The organism is Kitasatospora sp. NPDC058115, from assembly GCF_042884635.1.
Classification (GTDB): Bacteria; Actinomycetota; Actinomycetes; order Streptomycetales; family Streptomycetaceae; genus Kitasatospora.
In genome coordinates this window covers 1-19,759 of record NZ_JBHVTL010000035.1, presented here as the reverse complement: position 1 = coordinate 19,759, position 19,759 = coordinate 1, and the positions used below count along the sequence as shown (strand labels likewise).

The window sequence follows — 19,759 nt, the reverse complement described above, 5'->3', positions numbered from 1 at the left end:
TCCCCCGCGCGCGCACCACCCCCGCATGCCGCTCGCGCGCCCCCCGCAGCCCCCGCCCCTAGACTTTCACCGACAGCCTCGGCGCGACGGGAGGAGACCCCGATGCCCGACCGCAGCACCGCCAGAGCCGGCCAGGCCCCCGCCGTCGCCGGACCGGGCGACCTGCGCAACGTCGTCCTCATCGGCTGCGCCGGCGTGGGCAAGACCACCCTCGCCGAGTCCCTCGCCCACGCCGCCGGCGCCGTCGGCCGCCCCGGCCGGGTCACCGACGGCACCACCGTCTCCGACCACGAGCCCATCGAGCACCAGCAGCAACGCTCCGTCCAGCTCTCCGTGCTCCCGCTCGAATGGCGCGGCACCAAGATCAACCTGATCGACCCGCCCGGCCACCCCGACTTCGCCGCCGAGCTGCGCGCCGCCCTGCACGCCGCCGACGCCGCCGTCTTCGTCGTCTCCGCCACCGACCCGGTCACCGCCCCCACCCGTGCCCTGTGGCGCGAGTGCGCCGCCGAGAACATCCCCCGCGCCATCGCCGTCGCCAAGCTCGACATCGCCCGCGGCAGCCTCGACGACATCCTCACCGCCTGCCACGACGCCTTCGGCCTCGGCCCCGACACCCTGCGGCCGCTCTTCCTGCCCGTCCACCACGACGGCCGGCCCGACGGCAGCGTCGACCTCCTCACCGGCCACACCTACGGCGAGGCCGACCCCCTGCCCGACACCGCCCCCGCCCGCGAGAGCCTCGTCGAAGCCATCTCCGGGCAGGACGACACCCTCATGGAGCAGTACCTCACCGGCGAGACCCCCGACACCGACTCCCTCGAAGCCGGCATGCGCCGCGAGGTCCTCGCCTGCACCCTGCACCCCGCCGTCCCCACCAGCGAACACGGCCTCGGCGCCACCGAACTCCTCGACCTCATCACCACCACCTTCCCCACCCCCGCCGAACGCACCCGCCCCGCCCCCGACTGCGACCCCGACGCCCCCCTCGCCGCCCAGGTCGTCCGGGTCACCGGCGACGCCTACGTCGGGCGCGTCAGCCTGCTGCGCCTCTACGCCGGCACCCTGCGCCCCGACACCCGCATCCGCCTCACCGGCCCCGGCCACCCCGCCGACCAGGACGCCGAGGAACGCGTCACCGGCCTCACCAGCCCCTTCGGCAAGCTCCAGCGACCCGTTCCGCACGCCGTCGCCGGCGACCTCGTCTGCGCCGCCAAGCTCACCACCGCCCGCGCCGGCGACACCGTCCAGGAGCCCGGCCACACCGCCGAACTCGACACCTGGACCCTGCCCGAACCCCTGCTGCCCGTCGCCGTCGAGGCGCACAGCAAGGCCGACGACGACAAGCTCTCCCAGGCCCTGTCCCGGCTCGCCGCCGAGGACCCCGCCCTACGCCTCGAACAGAACCCCGACACCCACCAGCTCGTCCTCTGGTGCACCGGCGAGGCCCACGCCGAAGCCGTCCTCGACCGGCTCCGCAACCGCCACGGCGTCCACGTCGACACCGTCGAGCACCGGGTCGCCCTGCGCGAGACCTTCGGCACCGCCGCCGCCGGCCACGGGCGCCTCGTCAAGCAGTCCGGCGGCCACGGCCAGTACGCCATCTGCGACCTTGAGGTCGAACCCCTCCCCGCCGGCTCCGGCTTCGAGTTCCAGGAACACGTCGTCGGCGGCTCCGTCCCCAAGCACTTCATCCCCTCCGTCGAGAAGGGCGTCCGCGCCCAACTCGCCAAGGGCGTCGCCACCGGCCACCCGCTGGTCGACATCCGCGTCACCCTCACCGACGGCAAGGCGCACTCCGTCGACTCCTCCGACTCCGCCTTCCAGACCGCCGCCGCCCTCGCCCTGCGCGACGCCGCCGAACACGCCGTCATCCGGCTGCTCGAACCCGTCGCCGCCGTCGGCGTCCTGCTGCCCGACGACTACCTCGGCGCCGTCCTCGGCGACCTCTCCGCCCGCCGCGGGCGCGTCCTCGGCACCGAGACCGGCGGCCCCGGCCTCACCCTGCTGCGCGCCGAGGTCCCCGAGCTCGAACTCGCCCGCTACCCCCTCGACCTGCGCTCCCTCACCCACGGCACCGCCGAGTTCAGCCGCGCCCACCTGCGCCACGAACCCATGCCCGCCGCCCTCGCCGACCGCTTCACCCGCCAGGACTGACGCCCTCCCCGGCCGCTCCACCCTCCGGAGGGCCGGCCGTTCACCGCCGCGGCAGCGCGCAGGCCGGCGTCCCGCCCGGCATCCGGTGCCGGTTGTGCGCCACCCACCGGTACACCACCGCCGCCACCGGCCGCACCGGCGCCGTCGCCAGCACCCCGCCCAGGTACGCCCACGCCCCGCCCGAACGCATCAGCAGCCGCGCCACCGCCTGCGCCCCGCCGTACACCCGGCCGCCCGGCGTCACCCACAGCACCTCGCGCTCCGCGCGCTCCCGGGTCACCTCACCGCGCCCCCCGGCCACCGCGTCCAGCTCCGCCAGGTCCGCGAACTGGAACGGCACCGCCTCCCAGCCCCCCGACGCCAGCGTCTGCCGCGGATAGCGCTCCGCCCAGGTCGCACACGTGGTGCAGAACCCGCAGTCCCCGTCGAACACCAGCACCGGATCCGTCAGCCCACCGCTCGTCATGCCGCCATCGTGCACCATCGCGCCCCGACGGCCGCACCGGGGCGCGTCGAACAGCCGGAACGTGGGCATCATGCCCCACAGGCCCACCGTGGCCCGTTCGTGACGGCACTTCAGACGATCATGCCCGCGCCGGTGCCCCGGCACGGTAACCTGCCGCAGGACGAAGGGGAGGAGGGGACCGCCACCGTGACCACACTCGACATGACCCCGGGTGCGCAGATACCCCGGACCGACGCCGGCCCGCAGACCGCCGGCACCCAGGCGATCTCCTCGGTGGCGTACCGCGACATCACGCTGGAGGACGGCGCCGCCAAACTCGCCGGGATCACCGCCAAGAAGGGCCGCTTCGCCCTCTTCGCGCCCAACTTCGGCGAGGCCTGGAGCAAGGCGCTCATCTCCCGCACCCTCGGTGGCGACCGCAAGCCGCTGGTCCCCTCCTTCGGCCTCGACACCCGTCAGATCGTCGAGCACTGCCTGGCCGCCGAGGAGATCCGCCGCACCCGCGACCGGCAGCTGTCCACCGTCTCCGTCGTCACCGGGCTGCTCTGCCTGCCCGGCACGCTGGTGTGGCTCGGCGCGTTCCAGCTGCGCGCCTGGCTGCGGCGCGACAACCCCAAGAACGCCACCGCGTACGGCGCCGTCGTGCTCGCCCTCGTCGTCGGCCTCGCCGCGCTGCTCGCCATCAAGCCCCCGGCCGGCGGCATCCTCGGCCTCTACCTGCGGATCGTGCTGCTCGCGCCGGTCATCGGCTGGTTCCTGGCCCGGCGCATCGTCGAGCGCACCGCCGCCGACCTGCGCGCCCGCTGGCTCTCGCTGGCCGAGGGCAACGCCGTCGCCGCCACCGTCCCGATGGCCGTCCCCCGCGACGACCTCGACAAGAAGGCCGCCGACCTGCGCGCCAAGCTCGGCCGGCTGGACTCCGAGCAGGAGACCAACGTCCAGCACTACGCCGGGGCCAAGGGCATCCTCGGCGCCGGCCGCCGCTGGGGCGAGTGGAAGCTCATCGACACCCTGCGCCCCGCCGAGGGCCAGATCGATTTCCGCCAGTTCCACCCCTGGGACCTCGTCCGCAAGATCTCCGGCCACCTCAAGTCGCTCGGCATCAGCGAGGTCGCCAACAGCGGCATGCCCGGCGTCCAGGTCAAGCAGTGGGTCGTCCTGGAGGTCGGCGAGAGCGCCGACGAGATCAGCCGCCCCGGCAACGCCGACATGGACGGCGACCACATGCGCGACTTCGCCGTCCAGGCCATCGCCGACAAGCAGACCTTCTCCGGCGGGCCCCGGCACTACCTCGCCACCCAGTTCATCACCCACGACGGGAAGCTCGTCCTGACCTTCACCGTCACCGTGGTGCTGCTCGCGAACACCCTCAACATCACCGTCGCCGGCTACGCCCTCGGCCCCATCGACGGCTTCTTCGGCGACAAGCCCAAGGACAAGGAGAAGTCCGTCGCCAAGACCTTCCGGTTCTGGGAGGAGCGCACGGTCAAGCTCCGGCTGATCGACAACGACGAGGTCGTCCGGCAGGCCGTCCGCGCCCCCTTCCACCGGATGCCCGGCCTGCTCTCCTGGCTCGGCGGCGGCCTCGGCCTGCCCGAGCCCTTCGGCTTCCGGCACACCTGGGCCGGAGCGCCCTGGGGCACCCGCACCATGGCGGACAACGCGCTCAACGCCTCCCACCCGGTGCTCGGTGCCGTGCACACCGCCACCCTGGAGTTCCTCGCCGAGCACGACCTCGACACCGAGCGCGCCTTCAAGGGCCGCGCGGCCGGCCTCAAGGCCGAGGCCCAGGGCAGCCGCCCGTTCAAGGTCGACCAGTACGACGCCTGACCGGACACGACGCAGGGCCCCCGGCGACCTGGTGGTCGCCGGGGGCCCTGCTCGCTGTACGGGTCAGTCCTGCGGCCAGGCGTCGGCCAGCATCTTCCGGGTGTCCGCCAGCAGCTGCGGCAGCACCTTGGTGTGGCCGACCACCGGCATGAAGTTGGTGTCCCCGCCCCAGCGCGGCACCACGTGCTGGTGCAGGTGGGCCGCGATGCCGGCCCCGGCGGCCGCGCCCTGGTTCATGCCGATGTTGAAGCCGTGCGCACCCGAGGCCGCGCGCAGCGCCGTCATCGCCTTCTTGGTGAACACCGCCAGCTCGGCCGTCTCCGCCCCGTCCAGCTCGGTGTAGTCCGCCGCGTGCCGGAACGGGACCACCATGAGGTGCCCGCCGTTGTACGGGTACAGGTTGAGCACCGCGTACACGGTGTTGCCGCGCGCGACGACCAGCCCGTTCTCGTCGCTCAGCGACGGGATCGAGCAGAACGGGCAGCCGTCGTCCGGAGCCGGGCCGGTGGGCTTGTTCTCGCCCTGGATGTAGGCCATCCGATGGGGGGTCCAGAGGCGGCGGAAGCCGTCCGGCTCCCCGACGCCCTGCTGCAGTTCCGGCTCAGTCGTCATGCTGATCAGCATATTCGCCCAACCGTGCTTGCAAAGCCGCGCGGGGCGGACTCCTGAAGGAGCCCGCCCCGCGCCCGCGCACACCCGACGGCGTCAGACCTGGATCCGGCGCTCCACCGCGTCCACGATCTCGGCGACGGCGTCGGCGACCGGCACGCCGTTCTTCTGCTCGCCGTTGCGGTAGCGGAAGGAGACCGCGCCCGCCTCGACGTCGTCGTTGCCGGCGATCAGCATGAACGGCACCTTGCTGCGCTGCGCGTTGCGGATCTTCTTCTGCATCCGGTCGTCCGAGGTGTCCACCTCGACCCGGATCCCGCGCTTCTTCAGCTCGGCCGCGACCTCCAGCAGGTACGGCACGTGCTCGTCGGTGATCGGGATGCCGGTCACGGTGACCGGGGCCAGCCACGGCGGCATGGCGCCGGCGTAGTGCTCCAGGAGCACCGCGAAGAACCGCTCGATGCTGCCGAACAGCGCCCGGTGGATCATGACCGGCCGCTGGCGCGAGCCGTCCGCCGCCGTGTACTCCAGGTCGAAGCGCTCGGGCAGGTTGAAGTCGAGCTGGATGGTCGACATCTGCCAGGTGCGGCCGATGGCGTCGCGCGCCTGCACCGAGATCTTCGGGCCGTAGAAGGCCGCGCCGCCCGGGTCCGGGACCAGCGGCAGCCCCTGCTTCTCGGCCACGCTCGCCAGAACGGCGGTGGCCTCCTCCCACGCGTCGTCGGTGCCGACGAACTTCTCCGGGTCCTTGGTGGACAGCTCCAGGTAGAAGTCGGTCAGACCGTAGTCGCGCAGCAGGTTGAGCACGAAGGTGAGGGTGGAGTCGAGCTCCTCCGCCATCTGCTCACGGGTGCAGTAGATGTGCGCGTCGTCCTGGGTGAAGCCGCGGGCGCGGGTCAGACCGTGCACCACGCCGGACTTCTCGTACCGGTACACCGTGCCGAACTCGAACAGGCGCAGCGGCAGCTCACGGTAGGAGCGGCCACGCGCGTCGAAAATCAGGTTGTGCATCGGGCAGTTCATCGGCTTGAGGTAGTAGTCCACGCCCTCGTCGAGCTGCATGGGCGGGTACATGCCGTCCGCGTACCAGTCGAGGTGGCCGCTCTTCTCGAAGAGCTTCCCCTTGGTGGCGTGCGGGGTGTAGACGAACTCGTAGCCCTCCTCCTCGTGCCGGCGGCGCGAGTAGTCCTCCATGGCGCGGCGGATGATGCCGCCCTTGGGGTGGAAGACGGCGAGGCCGGAGCCGATCTCCTCGGGGATGGAGAAGAGGTCGAGCTCGTTGCCGAGCTTGCGGTGGTCGCGCTTGGCGGCCTCCTCCAGGAACTCCAGGTGCGCCTTGAGCTCGTCCTTGCTCGGCCAGGCGGTCCCGTACAGGCGCTGGAGCATGGGGTTCTTCTCGCTGCCGCGCCAGTAGGCGGCGGCCGAGCGCATGATCTTGAACGCCGGGATCATCCGGGTCGACGGCAGGTGCGGGCCTCGGCAGAGGTCGCCCCAGCACAGCTCGCCGCTCTTGGCGTCCAGGTTGTCGTAGATGGTGAGCTCACCGGCGCCGACCTCGACGTCGGCGCCCTCGCCGGCGGTGGCGGCGGAGCCCTTGAGGCCGATCAGCTCCAGCTTGTACGGCTCGTGGGCCAGCTCCTCGCGGGCGGCCTCGTCGGTGACCACCCGGCGGGCGAACTTCTGCCCGCGCTTGATGATCTCCTGCATCTTCTTCTCGATGGCCTTGAGGTCATCGGGGTGGAACGGCGTCGCGACGTCGAAGTCGTAGTAGAAGCCGTCCTTGACCGGCGGGCCGATGCCGAGCTTGGCCTCCGGGAAGAGCTGCTGCACGGCCTGGGCCATGACGTGCGCGGTGGAGTGGCGCAGGATGTCGAGGCCGTCCGGGCTGGAGATCGCGACCGGCTCGACCTCGTCGCCGTCCTGGAGGGCGTGGGCGAGGTCCTTGAGCTGACCGCCGACGCGGGCGGCGATGATCGAGCGGTCGTCGGCGAAGAGCTCGGCGGCCGTAGTGCCCGTGGTCACCACGCGCTCTTCCCGATCGGGTTCGCGGTTGATGATTACCCGGACGTCCGTCACCGGTCTCTCCTGACGTGCTGGATTCAGAGGACGCAGCACAGCGCTGCGCCTGACGATGGTACCGAGAGCGGTGACCCCACCGTCACCTCCGTACCCTTCCTACCCGCCCCGCCCCTCCCCCAGCGTCTTGAGCAGCCGCTCCCGCTCGACGTCCTCCAACCCGCACGGTTCCGGGCCGGTGGGCCGGGTCAGCCGCCGGAAGCCGCCGCGCCGCTCCAGGCGGCCGCTGATCCGCACCGGGGTGCCGGCCAGGTGGGCCTCGGCGGCGAGCCGGTAGGCGGGGTCGGCGAGGCGGATCTTGACCTCGTCGACCTCGGCGCCGCCGAGCACCCGCAGGCGTACGCTGCCGGGCCCCGCGGGGTCGGCGCGCTTGAGGCGGACGACGAGGCCGACGACGGTGACGGCGACGGCGGGCTCGATGCGTTCGAGGAGTTCGGCGGCCTCGTCGAGGGCGGGCAGGTCGCCGGGCGAGAACTCGACGGCGATCCGGCGGTCGCCGAAGCCGCCGGGGGTGCCGGCGGCGGCGGACCAGGCGACGGTGAACCGGCCGGCGGTGGCGCCGCGCACCAGGTCCTGGACGGATTCGACCAGCTCGCGGCTGACGCCGGACTGGACGGCGTTCTCGAAGGCCTCGCCGCCGCCGCTGACCCGCCGGTAGTCGACGGCGTCGCGCAGCGCCTCCAGGGCGCGGACCAGGGTGGTGACGGCGGCCCGGCCCTCGGGGGCGGGGGTGTAGGCGGTCAGGCCGGGGCCGGCGGCGACGACCAGGACGCGGTCGAGGAAGTCGCCGGCCCAGGCGTCCAGGCGGGCACCGAAGTAGGCGGCGCGGGTGCGGCCGGCCTTGGCGCCGGCGGCGAGCATGGCGCGGGCGGCGCGCCGCAGCCGTTCGGTGTCGTCCCAGGGCGCCGCGCCGGGGACGGCGGCGGGGGGTGCGGCGAGGTCGCGGTGCCACTGGAGCTCGTCGCCGGGGACGGCCAGGGCGAGCAGGATGGCGCGGGCGGAGGGGCTGGCGGAGCGGGAGAGCGCGGTGACGGCGTCGGTGAGCAGGTCGACCGCGTCGTCGAAGCCGTCACCGGCGGGGACGAGCAGGCTGACGCCGGGGTCGGTGCCCTCGGGCGGTGTCCAGCGGCCGTAGCGGGCGGTGGGTCCGCCGCGCCGCACCCAGCCGTGCCGGGCGAGCAGGGTGGCGAGCACCGCGGGGTCGACGGCGGACGGATCGGGCAGCGGCGCGGTCTGCGGCGGTCCGCCGGCCTTGGCGCGCATCGGCCCGTGGGGCAGTGTCATGGGGCGGCTCCTCCCGGCCGGGGCCGGGCCGTCACGGGCTGCCGCCCGCTCCGACCCGGGCCATGATGGCGCACAGGGCGCGGTCGTCGAAGACCTTCGCGGTGGGGACGCGGACGTTGGTGCGGCGCTGCCCGGTGACGGGGTGGCCGGCCAGGTTGACCCAGTAGCAGCAGTGCCGCAGTTCGAGGGCGTCGGGGCGGGCGGCGAGCCAGCGGTCGACGCGGCGGGGCAGCAGCATGACGACGAGGATCCGGGGCACGGCGACCCGGGGCCGGGCGAGCTTGCGCAGGTGGTCGTTGTCCAGGGTGAAGGAGAAGAACGCGCCGCGCGGGTCGGGGGCGATCTGCTGGGTGGCCTTCAGCTGGATCTTGACGGTGACCTCGTCGTCGACCTCGTGGCTGCGCGAGCCGTGGCTGACCTGCCAGTCGATGCCGTTGTCGGGGAACGGCTGGGAGAGCGAGCAACCGGCCGCGGCGGCGACCGCGTGCAGATAGCCGACTTGCAGGGTCTCCATGCAGGCGGTCACCGCCAGGTCGCCCCGCAGGACGGCCGCCGTCTCCTCGGGCTGCGGCTGCGTCAGCGCCATGACCGTCCGTCCTCCCCCGTCCCCCCGGGCCCGTCCGGATTCGAACAGGGCACCTGTGGGCAGGGTGCCCGGCCGGTGCCGCGCCAAACGGTTGAGGGTGCGTCAGGGGCGGGTATCACCGGAGCGGGATCGCGCCGTTCTCCGAGGGGCAGTCATGCAGCAGCACTGGTTCACCGGCCCGCTCGCCTCCTTCGACACCGAGACCACCGGCGTGGACGTCGAGAGCGACCGCGTCGTCTCGGCCGCCCTGGTCGTCCAGTCCGCCCCGGGCGCCGCCCCGGTGGCCACCGGCTGGCTCGCCGATCCCGGCGTCCCGATACCCGACGGCGCCCGCGCGGTGCACGGGATCAGCGACGAGACGGTGCGGGCGCACGGGCGGCCGGCGCCGGTGGTGGTGGCGGAGGTGGCCGCCGCGCTGGCCGAGCAGGCGCGGGCCGGGCGGCCGGTGGTGGTGATGAACGCGCCGTACGACCTGACGCTGCTGGACCGGGAGTTGCGCCGGCACCGGGGGGTGTCGCTGGCCGAGACGATCGCTCCGGCGGCCCTGCTGGTGCTGGATCCGCGGGTGTTGGACAAGTACGTGGACCGCTACCGCCGGGGCCGCCGGACCCTGACCGACCTGTGCGCGCACTACGGGGTGGAGCTGACCGGTGCGCACGACGCGGCGGCGGACGCGACGGCGGCGCTGGAGGTGGTGCGGACGATCGGCGCGCGCTACCCGGGGGCGCTGGGCGGGCTGACGGCGGCGGAGCTGCACCTGCGGCAGGCGGTCTGGCACGCGGCGCAGGCCCGGGGGCTGCAGGCGTGGTTCGACCGGTCGGGGGCGGACGAGCGGGTGGACCTGTCCTGGCCGCTGCGGCCGGCCCGGTGCGGGTGCGGCCGGCGGCTGTCGCCGGAGCACGAGTGCGAGGTGGCGGCGTAGCACCCGGGGCCGGGAACGCCGCAGGCCCCGACCGGTCTTCCGATCAGGGCCTGCATGCTGTCCGGTGGGCGATACTGGGATCGAACCAGTGACCCCTTCGGTGTGAACGAAGTGCTCTCCCGCTGAGCTAATCGCCCGGGCAACGAGAAGAACTGTAGCACCATTCGGGGGGTGCCGTACAACTCGTTCGGGGAGTGCGTCCGACGCCTCCGCAGAACTCCTGCGTCACGCGGAAGGTGACTGCGCCTCAGCACATTCCCGGCACCGTTCGCCGGATTGCGGAAATACATGTGAGGCCCAGCCGATAATCGACTGGGCCTCACATATCACAATGCATTCCGGTGGGCGATACTGGGATCGAACCAGTGACCCCTTCGGTGTGAACGAAGTGCTCTCCCGCTGAGCTAATCGCCCGGGTGCAGGGAAAACATTACCGCATCCCGGGGGGTGGTCCGAACACGCCGCCCCGCCCCGGCGGCCCCGCCCGGACCCCCGGCGGGCGGCGGGCGGAGACGGACGGACCGGCTCAGTCCTCGTGGATCTTCCAGGGCATGACCAGCCCGTACTTCCACAGGTACCAGCCGCCGAGCGCGGCGATCAGCGTCAGGCCGATCGCGGTGAGCGTGAGGTTGCGGCGCCGGACCTTCGGGTCCAGGGCCTTCTGCGCGGCCTCGGCCACCTTGCGGCGGGTCCAGCGCAGCGCCAGCTGGGCCCAGACGAACTCGGTCGCCCAGATGCCCATGCCGAGGAAGATGACCACCCAGCCGGGGCCGGGCAGCGGGAGCATGATCACTCCGAGCACCACCACGGCGAGGCCGACCAGGAAGACGGCCACCTGCCAGCTCAGGTGCAGCGGGCGGGAGCGGCGGATGAACCGCGGGGCGCGTGAGCCCAGCGGCTTGTCACCCTCCGTACCCCCCTCGCCGCCGGGCGTCGCTCCCCCGCCGCCCGCCCCCGTCGCCCCCGTGTCGTCCGGCACGATCGCGTCCCCCGTTCCGGTGTTCCCGCCCGCGTCGCCGCGTGCCTCGTCGCTTCGCACAGTCATGCCAGGAAACTAACCGAGAAGGGGCCCGGTAATCGCCGGCCGGGCACTCTGTGGCGATTCCGCAATGCGCCGTAAGGGGTACGACTCGCGCCCGAATCGGGACAGAGGGGTTTACATCGGTCGTGGAGGTGGGATGGTCCGTTCGCCGACGTGCGATTCCCCGAGCGCACACTGAGCGAAAGGCCATGGCGCTTATGAACACCACGGTCAGCTGCGAGCTGCACCTGCGCCTCATCGTGTCCAGCGAGTCCTCACTGCCCGTCCCCGCGGGCCTTCGCTACGACACCGCCGACCCCTATGCCGTGCACGCCACCTTCCACACCGGTGCCGACGAGACCGTGGAGTGGGTGTTCGCCCGAGATCTCCTTGCGGAGGGGCTGCACCGACCCACCGGTACGGGCGACGTCCGGGTGTGGCCGTCGCGCAGCCACGGGCAAGGGGTGGTCTGCATCGCCCTGAGCTCTCCGGAAGGAGAAGCCCTGCTGGAGGCCCCGGCCCGGGCGCTTGAGTCGTTCCTCAAGCGGACGGACGCCGCCGTGCCGCCCGGCACCGAACACCGTCACTTCGACCTCGACCGGGAGCTGTCCCACATCCTCGCCGAAAGCTGACCCCGACCGGAGGCGGTCACACCCCGCTGTCGGCGGGGTCGTAGCCCCTGCCGTCAACCGCAGCCGTCCTACTCGGGGGCACGGCAGCAGACTCAGCCGCGCACGACGCGGTCTCGGGGCCGGTGACGAAACGGTTCTCTCCCACTCGGAGCGGGCCCGCGGCACCGAAGGCGCCCGGCATCGGAGCCGGTCATCCCGTGGATGGCCGGCCTCGCTGCCGGGCGCGGCCGTTTTCCCGCCCTCCCGCCGGCCCGTCGCCACCGCTCCCCGGCGCTCCCCGGCGCTCCCGCCCGGCCGGGCGGCTGCCCGGACGCCTGGCCGGGCGGACACCCGCCGGGCACGGACCCCACGGAAAACCCCGTACAGACTGACGGAATCCGTACGCATCTTCGACGCAAGCCGCCGCCGCTCGTCGCACCGCCCCGGTAAGGTCTGGGAATGACCCGTAGTCGCGGGGTGCCCACGGCCCCCTCCGCACGAGGAGCCTCCACGTGCTGATCACCCATGACACCGAGTGCGCGCTGAGCATCCTCGTCGAGCTGCTCAACACGGCCCCCGAGGTGTGCGGCACCGAGCTGATGCCCGACGTGGCCGCCCTCGACGCCTTCGTGGTCCGGCAGGAGATCAGCGAGATCGACTCGCTGACCGAGGACGACCTGCGCCAGGTGCACCGGCTGCGCACCCGGCTGCGCGAGGTCTACGGCACGGAGTCCACCGAGGAGGCCGCCGAGCTGGTCAACGCCCTGGTCGCGGCCGCCGGCACCACGCCCCGGCTGACCAACCACGACCACCACGGCTGGCACATCCACTACTTCGCGCCGCACGCCGCCCTCGGCGACCACCTGGCCGCCGAACTCGGCATGGCGCTGGCGTTCATCCTCACCGCGGGCGAGCGCGAACGGCTGCGCCGCTGCGAGGCGCCGGACTGCGCACGGGTCTTCGTGGACCTCTCGCGCAACCGCTCGCGCCGCTACTGCGACAGCCGGACCTGCGGGAACCGGCTGCACGTGGCCGCCTACCGGGCCCGCCAGCGCTCGGCGGACACCGTCAGCCCGGCCTGAACCGGCCACGGGGCCGCGGCGCTCAGATGCCGCGGCGGCGCAGGATCTCCTCGATGTCGGCGAACTCGTCGAGGCCGTCGCCGCCCTTGCCCTTCTTCTCGGCGCGCCCGGCCTTCTCCGCACGGGCGGCCTTCTCCGCGTGCCCGGGCGCCGCGGCGGCGGCCGGGGCGCCGGTGGCGGGGGCCACGGCCGGACGGGCCGGGGCGGGCCCGGCGGCCGGCGTCGCGGCCTCACGGCCCTCGGTCACGGCGCCGCGCCGCCCCACCCAGCGGGTGGTGACGAGCAGCCCCACGGAGACCGCCAGCAGCACGATGCCGGTCCACACCCGGGGGTCGAAGACCAGCTTGACCGCCCAGTCGGCGATCTCGTCGCCGATCGTGCGGGCCACCGGGAACAGGCCGGTCAGATAGAGACCGGCGGGCAGCAGCGCGACGGCGAACCAGCGGGTCGCGGACAGGAAGCGCCGGCGGTAGGCCCGCAGGCCCGCCACGGCCACGCCCGCCGCCGTCAGGGCGAAGGCCGCCGCCGCCGTCAGCACGGCCGCCTCCCGAACGCCGTCACTCCGGCCGTCGGACTGGTCATCTCGTCGGACCTCCCATCGCTCCGGTCTGGTGGACTGCGCGGACCCGGCCGCCGGAACGGCACAGGCCCCACTGGTGGAACACTGGGGGCATGATCGAAGGTTCCCTCCCCCGTCTTGAGTTCTGGTGCGAGCTCCAGTGCCCGGACTGCCGCACCGCCCTCGCCGACGTCCGCGCGCTGCGCGCCCGCTACGGCGACGCGCTGCCGGTCGAGCTGCGGCACTTCCCGCTGGAGAAGCACAAGTACGCCTACCCCGCCGCCGAGGCGGCCGAGGAGGCCTTCGCCCAGGGGCTCGGCTGGCCGTTCGTCGAGGCGCTGCTGGAGCGGGTGGCGGACCTGGAGGCGCGCGGCACCGAGGTCCTGCTGGAGGTGGCCCGGGAGGTCGGGGTGGACGCCGAGGAGGTGGACACCGCGCTGGTGGACGGACGGCACATGCTGACCGTGGACGCCGACCAGGCCGAGGGCCGGGCGATCGGCGTGAGCGGCACGCCGACGTACGTGGTCGCCGGGCAGCGTCTGGACGGCGGGCAGAGCCAGGACGGCCTGCTGGAGCGCGTCATCGCCGCCGTGGAGGCCGGCAAGGCCTCCTGACCCCACGCGTCACTGCTCACCCTCCGCCACCCGCGTCCCGCCGCTCACAGCAGCGGTTTGCCGTAGACCCGGTTGGTGACCCGGTAGCCGAGCGACTCGTAGAGGCGGAGCGCGACCTCGTTGCCGCTGAAGACGTTCAGCCCGAGGTCACGGACGCCCGCCGACAGGCACTCGCGCTCGGCCAGGCGCATCAGCGTCCGGCCGTGGCCGCGGCCCCGGTGGGCGTCCGCCACCTCGACCACCATGACCCACGCCAGCGGGGCGCCCTCGGGCAGCTCGCGCAGCCGCAGCGCCAGCCAGAGCGAGCCCAGCGGCTCCTCCCCCGCCCCGTACAGCCGGCGCAGCGCGACCCCCGGGGTGTCCGCGCCCTGCGGCAGGAGTCTCGCGTGGTCGGCGTCGGACTTGGCGCGGGCCTCGTCCTCGCCGAGGCCGGAGGCGCGCAGGTCGTGCAGGTAGCCGGCCTTGGCCTCGGCCAGCCAGGCGGGGAACTCGTCGGCGCCGAGCGGGCGCGCGGCGGTGCCCGGCGGCAGGGCGGGGGCCGTTTCCAGCCGTTTGACCATGTTCCGCATCCGCTCGGTGTAGCCGAGGGTGACCGCGAGGGAGCGGGCGACCTGCGCGCCCTCGGGGATGTCGGCGTCCACCCGGGTGCAGCCCCAGCCGCGCAGCACCTCCTCGGCGGCCAGCGCACCGATCGTCCCGCGCCCCCGGCCGCGCCCGCTGCGAACCTCCAACTCCGCTATCTCGCCCCAGAGTTGGTCGCCACGCGGGACGGCGGTGGTGCGCAGGCCGCCGACCGGGCGGCCGTTGACGCAGATCTGCCAGCGCCGGGTGCGGCCGCCGGCGGGGGTGGGGGTCTCCGGGCTCTCGGGGCGCAGCGTGGTGGTCATGTCGGGGTCCCTTCCCCGCTGCCCGGGTCTTCTACCGGTCGGAGCCGCTCCGGGACTCCGCCGTTCCGCCGGAGGGGTTCTCCGGCGGGGACGGCGGGCGGGGTGCTCAGGGGTCGAGGTCGTCGCCGCTGCGCTGGGCGAAGAGGGCCATCGCCTTGGCGGTGACCGGGCCGGGGCCGGGCAGTTCGCGGTCGTCGACGCGGGTGACGGCCTGGACGTCGCGCAGGGAGGAGGTCAGGAAGATCTCCTCGGCCTCCTGGAGGGCGTCGAGCGGGAGGTCGGCCTCCTCGGCGCCGCACCACTCGACGACGAGCTGCCGGGTGATGCCGGCCAGGCAGCCGGAGGCGAGCGGCGGGGTGAGCAGGCGGCCGCCGAGGACGACGAAGACGTTGGAGCCGGTGCCCTCGCAGAGCCGGCCGGCGGTGTTGGCGAGCAGGGCCTCGGAGGCGCCGGCGCGGTGGGCGGCGGCGAGGGCGACGACGTTCTCGGCGTAGGAGGTGGTCTTGAGGCCGGCGACGGCGCTGTGCTCGTTGCGGCGCCAGGGGACGACCGTGACGGCGGTGGTGTCGGGGCGGCGGGTGGCGGTGCCGAGGGAGGCGACCAGGGTGGGGCCGCCGTCGCCGCGCTCGGAGCCGAGCGGCGCGGTGCCGCCGGTGCAGGTGATGCGCAGGCGGCCGAGCGGCATCGGGTTGGCGGCGAGGACGGCGGCGCAGGCCTCGCGGACCAGGTCGTGGTCGGGGTCGGGCAGGCCGAGGCCGCGGGCGGAGCGGGTGAGGCGCTCCAGGTGGCGGGTGACGGCGAAGGCCCGGCCGTCGACGGCCTTCATGGTCTCGAAGACGCCGTCGCCGGTGGTGAGTCCGTGGTCGAGGACGGACAGGGCCGGGTCGGCGGAGTCGACGAGGGTGCCGTTGACCCAGCTGGTGGTGGGGTGCTGCATCGCGGGGTGCTCCTCGCGGGACGGGCGCGGGCCGGCCGGCTGCGGGTGGCGGCGGGTCCGGTCCGTGTCGGGTCGGGTTCGATCCGGGGCGGGTTCAGTCGGTGTGGGGCGGGGTGTCGGTGCCCGACGCTATCGCGACCAGGCGGGCGGCCTTCAGCTCGGTTTCCGCCCATTCGCGGTCGGGGTCGGAGCCCCAGGTGATCCCGGCTCCGGTCCCGAAGCGCAGCTCGGGCGCCCGGGGGTCGGTCCGGTCGATCCAGAAGGTGCGGATGCCGACCGCGAGTTCGCCCTCGCCGCGGTCGGCGTCGACCCAGCCGACGGCGCCGCAGTAGGGGCCGCGCGGGGCGGTCTCCAGGGATTCGATGATCCGCAGGGCGCTGGACTTGGGGGCGCCGGTGACGGAGCCGGGCGGGAAGGTGGCGGCGAGCAGTTCGGGCCAGCCGGCGTCGGGGCGCAGGGTGCCCTCGACGGTGGAGACCAGGTGGACCAGGCCGGGGTGCTTCTCGACCGCGCACAGGTCGGGCACGGTGACGGTGCCGGTGGCGCAGACCCGGCCGAGGTCGTTGCGGACCAGGTCGACGATCATCACGTTCTCGGCGTGGTCCTTGTCGAGCAGGTCGTGCTCGGTGCGCCCGGTGCCCTTGATCGGGCCGGAGGAGACGGTGCGGCCGGTGCGGCGCAGGTAGAGCTCGGGGGAGGCGGTGGCGATCTCCACGCCGTGGCCGGGCAGCCGGATCGTTCCCGCGTAGGGGGCCGGGTTGCCGTGGGCGAGCAGTCCGGTGAGGGCGTCGACGTCGGTGCGGGCGGGGTCGGGCAACGGTGCGCGGAGCACCCGGCAGAGGTTGGCCTGGTAGACCTCGCCGGCCGCGATGTGCTCGCGGACGCGGCGCACGCCCGCGACGTAGGCGGCGCGGTCGAGCGAGCTGCGCCAGTCCCCGGCGGCCGGGCCGAGCCAGCCGGCGCCGGAGGGCGGGGCGGGGGCCGGGCGGACGTCGTCGAAGCGGGCGCAGGTGAGCCGGCCCTCGAAGTCGTAGGCGACGGCCCACCAGCCGGTGGAGTCCAGGGCGGCGGGGTCGGAGGTGACGTCGCGCAGCCCGGTGGCGAGGCGGCCGCCGAAGCGGGCGAGGGGGTGCTGGGGGTCGGGGTGGCCGGACACGGTTCTCCTGCGCGGGGCTCTGCTCGGGTGGCGGTGCCTGAAGTGTAGGTCGGGGGGCGTGAGCAGATCCGGGGGTCGCGCGGGCGTACGCCGGGTGACCTGCGGGTGTCACTCAGGGTGCCGGTCCGCCCGCGCCAGGGCCGTCCGGGCCGGTCGGCGCCGGGGCGCGCGGAGGGTGTCCGGCGCCGACCGGCCAGGCATGCTGCGGGAACGGATTTTTAGCTGGCCCGGGAATCCGCTAGAGTTCAACACGTCGCCAGGGAGCGCAGCCGGGAAAACCGGTGAAGATCCCGGGGAGACAGGCGGACGTGGCTCAGTTGGTAGAGCATCACCTTGCCAAGGTGAGGGTCGCGAGTTCGAATCTCGTCGTCCGCTCGGAGAAGGACAGTGTAAGATCGTCCTTCGAGTGTTGCCTGGTGGAGTGGCCGAGAGGCGAGGCAACGGCCTGCAAAGCCGTCTACACGGGTTCAAATCCCGTCTCCACCTCCAAGAGGCTCGCCCGGCTCTGCCGGGTGGCCTCCCCGCGCGATTAGCTCAGCGGGAGAGCACTACCTTGACACGGTAGGGGTCACTGGTTCAATCCCAGTATCGCGCACCATGCCCGGCCCTGCCGGACACCTTCCCAGGCGCGATTAGCTCAGCGGGAGAGCACCACCTTGACACGGTGGGGGTCACTGGTTCAATCCCAGTATCGCGCACGTCGGACCTTCCGGATCCTCGGATCCTGGGGTTCGCTGCGGTAGCACCGCACCAGCGCGATTAGCTCAGCGGGAGAGCACTACCTTGACACGGTAGGGGTCACTGGTTCAATCCCAGTATCGCGCACGTCGGGTCCTCCGGGGCCTGCTGCACAACCGCCTGACCAGGCGCGATTAGCTCAGCGGGAGAGCACTACCTTGACACGGTAGGGGTCACTGGTTCAATCCCAGTATCGCGCACAGTGACGGCCGGGGCCGCGACTCACCACGAGTCGCGGCCCCGGCCGTTTCGGCATGCTCCGGGATTCGGGAGGGGCCGGCGGCCCGCAGGGAACGCAGAAGAGCCGCGTACGGTCGCCCTCACCGACGTCCGTACGCGGCGTCTCCGCCTGCCGGGGCGCTCTGCGCGCCGCTCTCGCCCGTCCGCGGTCATCGCGGGCGCGGCCTCCCCGGCGGCACTGGTTCCCCGTCCCCAGGGGATCAGTGCCCGCTCCGTGGGCACCCTCGGTGCCCGGCCGGTCAGTGGCCGATCAACTCGGCCACCGCCTGCGCCTGGTTGGCCATCTGCTCCCACCCGCCGAACAGGACCGCCAGCAGCACCGCGCAGGGCAGTGCCATGGCCACCGCCACCGCGGGGTGCCGGGTGGGCTCGGTGGCCCCGGGCTGGGTGAAGGCCGGCCGACGTCGCCGGGAGGTCGATCCCGTGGGCTGCGGTGCCATGCCCTTGACTCCTGTTTCGTGAGCTCGGCCGGTGGATGGACGGTGGTGCACGTGGACGCGGTGGACGGCTTACCTCGGGGGACGAGCTCCCCGTCCACCGCTGAGAACAACGGTATGGCGGGAGGGGGTTGGCGGGCGTCATGCCGTCGTACTGTTCTCCTGGCCTCCAGGAGGATGATGATCAGACCTGGGGCCTACTACCGCAGGGGGAGACGCCCGCACCACGGTCCCAGGGGAACCCTGAGGGGGAACCCCGAGAAACGGTTCGGCAGCCCACCACCCGATGGCCGGTCCAAGATCCGACAATCGGACGGTGGCTTGAGGTGTTGCGTATCAGCACACCGCAGCGGGCAGTCCGTAAGCTGTGCCCGACAGGAACTGACGACGCCCCATCCGACGGGGCCTCACCCACAGTCTGACGGGGAAACGAGAATGGCGATGATGCGGCTGCGGCGTGAGGACCCCCGCATCGTCGGGCCGTACCGCCTGCACCGTCGGCTGGGAGCCGGCGGCATGGGCGTGGTCTACCTGGGGTCGGACCGCCGGGGGCAGCGCGTCGCGCTCAAGCTGATCCGCTCCGAGCTGGCCGAGGACGTCGAGTTCCGCACCCGCTTCGCCCGCGAGATCGCCGCCGCCTCCCGGATCCGCGGCGGCTGCACCGCCCGCGTCATGGGCTCCGACATCGAGGCCGACCGGCCCTGGCTGGCCACCGCGTACGTCCCCGGGCCCTCGCTGTACAAGCGGGTCGGCGACGAGGGGGCGCTCGGCTGGCCCGAGGTCGCCCGGATCGGGGCCGCGCTCGCCGACGGACTGGTCAAGGTCCACGAGGCCGGCGTCGTCCACCGCGACCTCAAGCCGTCCAACATCCTGCTCTCCCCGCGCGGGCCGCGCATCATCGACTTCGGCATCGCCTGGTCGCGCGGCGCCAGCACGCTCACCCACGTCGGCACCGCCGTCGGCTCGCCCGGCTTCCTCGCCCCCGAGCAGGTCCGGGGGGCGGCCGTCACGCCCGCGACCGACGTCTTCGCCTTCGGCGCGACCCTCGCGTACGCGCTCACCGGGGACAGCCCGTTCGGCTCCGGGGCCTCCTCCGAGGTCATGCTCTACCGCGTCGTCCACGAGGAGCCCGACCTCTCGGCGGTGCCGCCGCAGCTGGCGCCGCTGATCCGGGCCTGCCTGGCCAAGGAGCCCGCCGAGCGGCCCGGCGCGGCCGCACTGCACGAGCGGCTCAGCGAACTGGCAGCGCGCGGCGGGGCGGGCCAGGGCTCCGGCGGACCGTTCGGCCGCGGGCGCGGCACCGCACGCGGCCAGGCCGGGGCCGCCGGGGTGGCGGCCGCGGACCGGGGCGGGGTGGCGGGGCGCCCGGGACAGCCCGCGTACCAGGGGCAGCCCCCGGGGCGTCCGGGACCGCAGGGACATCCGGCGCGTCCGGCCGGGCCGGTGCCGCCGCGCTCGCGATCCGCTCGAACGGCACCTGGTTTTTGGCCAGCGTTTCCCGGCTGGTGTATCCGTTCGCCGTCAGGTACAGGCATACTGGCCAGCAC

General features: G+C 73.6%; 18 protein-coding genes and 8 tRNA genes. 13 read left to right on the top strand and 13 right to left on the bottom strand.

What is annotated here, in order from left to right; all coding sequences use genetic code 11:
• The first annotated feature begins 102 nt into the window (after positions 1 to 102).
• The gene (locus ACFVVL_RS30660) at positions 103 to 2,157 is read left to right on the top strand and encodes an elongation factor G-like protein EF-G2 (RefSeq protein ID WP_387680947.1); all 2,055 of its coding nucleotides are present in this window, start codon (positions 103 to 105) and stop codon (positions 2,155 to 2,157) included.
• A gap of 40 nt (positions 2,158 to 2,197) precedes the next feature.
• Here ACFVVL_RS30660 and ACFVVL_RS30655 read toward each other — a convergent pair whose 3' ends face one another.
• Entirely contained in the window at positions 2,198 to 2,623 is a 426-nt protein-coding gene (locus ACFVVL_RS30655; RefSeq protein WP_387680944.1) for a thiol-disulfide oxidoreductase DCC family protein, read from the bottom strand.
• A gap of 186 nt (positions 2,624 to 2,809) precedes the next feature.
• Between ACFVVL_RS30655 and ACFVVL_RS30650 the strand changes: the two genes are divergently transcribed.
• Positions 2,810 to 4,453, top strand: a complete 1,644-nt coding sequence (locus tag ACFVVL_RS30650) for a hypothetical protein (RefSeq protein WP_387680941.1) — start codon at positions 2,810 to 2,812, stop codon at positions 4,451 to 4,453.
• Positions 4,454 to 4,516: 63 nt separating this feature from the next.
• Here the strand turns inward: ACFVVL_RS30650 and ACFVVL_RS30645 are convergent, their stop codons facing one another.
• From ACFVVL_RS30645 to ACFVVL_RS30630, 4 genes are all read right to left on the bottom strand, one after another.
• The gene (locus ACFVVL_RS30645) at positions 4,517 to 5,077 is read right to left on the bottom strand and encodes an HIT family protein (RefSeq protein WP_380297751.1); all 561 of its coding nucleotides are present in this window, start codon (positions 5,075 to 5,077) and stop codon (positions 4,517 to 4,519) included.
• 81 nt (positions 5,078 to 5,158) lie between these two features.
• Positions 5,159 to 7,138, bottom strand: a complete 1,980-nt coding sequence (gene thrS / locus ACFVVL_RS30640; RefSeq protein ID WP_380297754.1) for a threonine--tRNA ligase — start codon at positions 7,136 to 7,138, stop codon at positions 5,159 to 5,161.
• A gap of 99 nt (positions 7,139 to 7,237) precedes the next feature.
• Positions 7,238 to 8,422 (bottom strand): hypothetical protein, encoded by a 1,185-nt coding sequence (locus ACFVVL_RS30635; RefSeq protein ID WP_387680937.1) that lies wholly within the window; start codon positions 8,420 to 8,422, stop codon positions 7,238 to 7,240.
• A 31-nt stretch (positions 8,423 to 8,453) separates the two neighbouring features.
• Entirely contained in the window at positions 8,454 to 9,008 is a 555-nt protein-coding gene (locus ACFVVL_RS30630; protein WP_380297757.1) for a DUF4365 domain-containing protein, read from the bottom strand.
• A gap of 154 nt (positions 9,009 to 9,162) precedes the next feature.
• Between ACFVVL_RS30630 and ACFVVL_RS30625 the strand changes: the two genes are divergently transcribed.
• Entirely contained in the window at positions 9,163 to 9,930 is a 768-nt protein-coding gene (locus tag ACFVVL_RS30625) for an exonuclease domain-containing protein (protein WP_380297759.1), read from the top strand.
• A gap of 65 nt (positions 9,931 to 9,995) precedes the next feature.
• Here the strand turns inward: ACFVVL_RS30625 and ACFVVL_RS30620 are convergent.
• The 3 genes from ACFVVL_RS30620 to ACFVVL_RS30610 form a co-directional block, all read right to left on the bottom strand.
• Positions 9,996 to 10,067 (bottom strand) — tRNA-Val (locus tag ACFVVL_RS30620).
• Between the two features lie 205 nt (positions 10,068 to 10,272).
• Positions 10,273 to 10,344: transfer RNA gene (locus tag ACFVVL_RS30615), tRNA-Val, on the bottom strand.
• Between the two features lie 112 nt (positions 10,345 to 10,456).
• On the bottom strand, positions 10,457 to 10,975 hold the full coding sequence (locus ACFVVL_RS30610; protein ID WP_380297760.1) for a TIGR02611 family protein: 519 nt from the start codon (positions 10,973 to 10,975) through the stop codon (positions 10,457 to 10,459).
• Between the two features lie 194 nt (positions 10,976 to 11,169).
• Here ACFVVL_RS30610 and ACFVVL_RS30605 point away from each other — a divergent pair, with 194 nt between their 5' ends.
• Entirely contained in the window at positions 11,170 to 11,583 is a 414-nt protein-coding gene (locus ACFVVL_RS30605) for an SsgA family sporulation/cell division regulator (RefSeq protein WP_030056266.1), read from the top strand.
• A gap of 491 nt (positions 11,584 to 12,074) precedes the next feature.
• The gene (locus ACFVVL_RS30600; protein ID WP_387680932.1) at positions 12,075 to 12,644 is read left to right on the top strand and encodes a CGNR zinc finger domain-containing protein; all 570 of its coding nucleotides are present in this window, start codon (positions 12,075 to 12,077) and stop codon (positions 12,642 to 12,644) included.
• Between the two features lie 22 nt (positions 12,645 to 12,666).
• Here ACFVVL_RS30600 and ACFVVL_RS30595 read toward each other — a convergent pair whose 3' ends face one another.
• A complete protein-coding gene (locus tag ACFVVL_RS30595) occupies positions 12,667 to 13,182 on the bottom strand; it encodes a hypothetical protein (RefSeq protein WP_387680929.1) in 516 nt (171 codons plus the stop codon).
• Positions 13,183 to 13,316: 134 nt separating this feature from the next.
• On the opposite strand from ACFVVL_RS30595, the gene ACFVVL_RS30590 reads away from it, so the two are divergent.
• A complete protein-coding gene (locus ACFVVL_RS30590) occupies positions 13,317 to 13,817 on the top strand; it encodes a DsbA family protein (protein ID WP_380298072.1) in 501 nt (166 codons plus the stop codon).
• A 44-nt stretch (positions 13,818 to 13,861) separates the two neighbouring features.
• Here ACFVVL_RS30590 and ACFVVL_RS30585 read toward each other — a convergent pair whose 3' ends face one another.
• From ACFVVL_RS30585 to ACFVVL_RS30575, 3 genes are all read right to left on the bottom strand, one after another.
• Entirely contained in the window at positions 13,862 to 14,704 is an 843-nt protein-coding gene (locus ACFVVL_RS30585; RefSeq protein ID WP_387680924.1) for a GNAT family N-acetyltransferase, read from the bottom strand.
• 106 nt (positions 14,705 to 14,810) lie between these two features.
• Entirely contained in the window at positions 14,811 to 15,641 is an 831-nt protein-coding gene (locus ACFVVL_RS30580; RefSeq protein ID WP_387680921.1) for an aminotransferase class IV, read from the bottom strand.
• A 94-nt stretch (positions 15,642 to 15,735) separates the two neighbouring features.
• Positions 15,736 to 16,797, bottom strand: a complete 1,062-nt coding sequence (locus ACFVVL_RS30575; RefSeq protein WP_387680918.1) for a chorismate-binding protein — start codon at positions 16,795 to 16,797, stop codon at positions 15,736 to 15,738.
• 302 nt (positions 16,798 to 17,099) lie between these two features.
• Between ACFVVL_RS30575 and ACFVVL_RS30570 the strand changes: the two genes are divergently transcribed.
• The 6 genes from ACFVVL_RS30570 (at position 17,100) to ACFVVL_RS30545 (ending at position 17,735) form a co-directional block, all read left to right on the top strand.
• Positions 17,100 to 17,172: transfer RNA gene (locus ACFVVL_RS30570), tRNA-Gly, on the top strand.
• Positions 17,173 to 17,212: 40 nt separating this feature from the next.
• Positions 17,213 to 17,286 (top strand) — tRNA-Cys (locus tag ACFVVL_RS30565).
• Positions 17,287 to 17,320: 34 nt separating this feature from the next.
• Positions 17,321 to 17,395: transfer RNA gene (locus ACFVVL_RS30560), tRNA-Val, on the top strand.
• A 28-nt stretch (positions 17,396 to 17,423) separates the two neighbouring features.
• Positions 17,424 to 17,495 (top strand) — tRNA-Val (locus ACFVVL_RS30555).
• 55 nt (positions 17,496 to 17,550) lie between these two features.
• A tRNA-Val gene (locus tag ACFVVL_RS30550) sits at positions 17,551 to 17,622 on the top strand.
• A gap of 41 nt (positions 17,623 to 17,663) precedes the next feature.
• Positions 17,664 to 17,735: transfer RNA gene (locus ACFVVL_RS30545), tRNA-Val, on the top strand.
• Positions 17,736 to 18,014: 279 nt separating this feature from the next.
• On the opposite strand, the gene ACFVVL_RS30540 is transcribed toward ACFVVL_RS30545, so the two are convergent.
• Entirely contained in the window at positions 18,015 to 18,215 is a 201-nt protein-coding gene (locus ACFVVL_RS30540) for a hypothetical protein (RefSeq protein WP_380298078.1), read from the bottom strand.
• Between the two features lie 432 nt (positions 18,216 to 18,647).
• Between ACFVVL_RS30540 and ACFVVL_RS30535 the strand changes: the two genes are divergently transcribed.
• The coding region (locus ACFVVL_RS30535) for a serine/threonine-protein kinase (protein WP_387680915.1) at positions 18,648 to 19,759 on the top strand (1,112 nt) is incomplete at its 3' end.

Coding starts and splice junctions, on each gene's coding strand:
- ACFVVL_RS30655 (WP_387680944.1), bottom strand. CDS start 2,623: ATGACGAGCGGTGGGCTGACGGATCCGGTGCTGGTGTTCGACGGGGAC.
- ACFVVL_RS30605 (WP_030056266.1), top strand. CDS start 11,170: ATGAACACCACGGTCAGCTGCGAGCTGCACCTGCGCCTCATCGTGTCC.
- ACFVVL_RS30625 (WP_380297759.1), top strand. CDS start 9,163: ATGCAGCAGCACTGGTTCACCGGCCCGCTCGCCTCCTTCGACACCGAG.
- ACFVVL_RS30630 (WP_380297757.1), bottom strand. CDS start 9,008: ATGGCGCTGACGCAGCCGCAGCCCGAGGAGACGGCGGCCGTCCTGCGG.
- ACFVVL_RS30590 (WP_380298072.1), top strand. CDS start 13,317: ATGATCGAAGGTTCCCTCCCCCGTCTTGAGTTCTGGTGCGAGCTCCAG.
- ACFVVL_RS30645 (WP_380297751.1), bottom strand. CDS start 5,077: ATGCTGATCAGCATGACGACTGAGCCGGAACTGCAGCAGGGCGTCGGG.
- ACFVVL_RS30580 (WP_387680921.1), bottom strand. CDS start 15,641: ATGCAGCACCCCACCACCAGCTGGGTCAACGGCACCCTCGTCGACTCC.
- ACFVVL_RS30660 (WP_387680947.1), top strand. CDS start 103: ATGCCCGACCGCAGCACCGCCAGAGCCGGCCAGGCCCCCGCCGTCGCC.
- ACFVVL_RS30585 (WP_387680924.1), bottom strand. CDS start 14,704: ATGACCACCACGCTGCGCCCCGAGAGCCCGGAGACCCCCACCCCCGCC.
- ACFVVL_RS30610 (WP_380297760.1), bottom strand. CDS start 10,975: ATGACTGTGCGAAGCGACGAGGCACGCGGCGACGCGGGCGGGAACACC.
- ACFVVL_RS30635 (WP_387680937.1), bottom strand. CDS start 8,422: ATGACACTGCCCCACGGGCCGATGCGCGCCAAGGCCGGCGGACCGCCG.
- ACFVVL_RS30540 (WP_380298078.1), bottom strand. CDS start 18,215: ATGGCACCGCAGCCCACGGGATCGACCTCCCGGCGACGTCGGCCGGCC.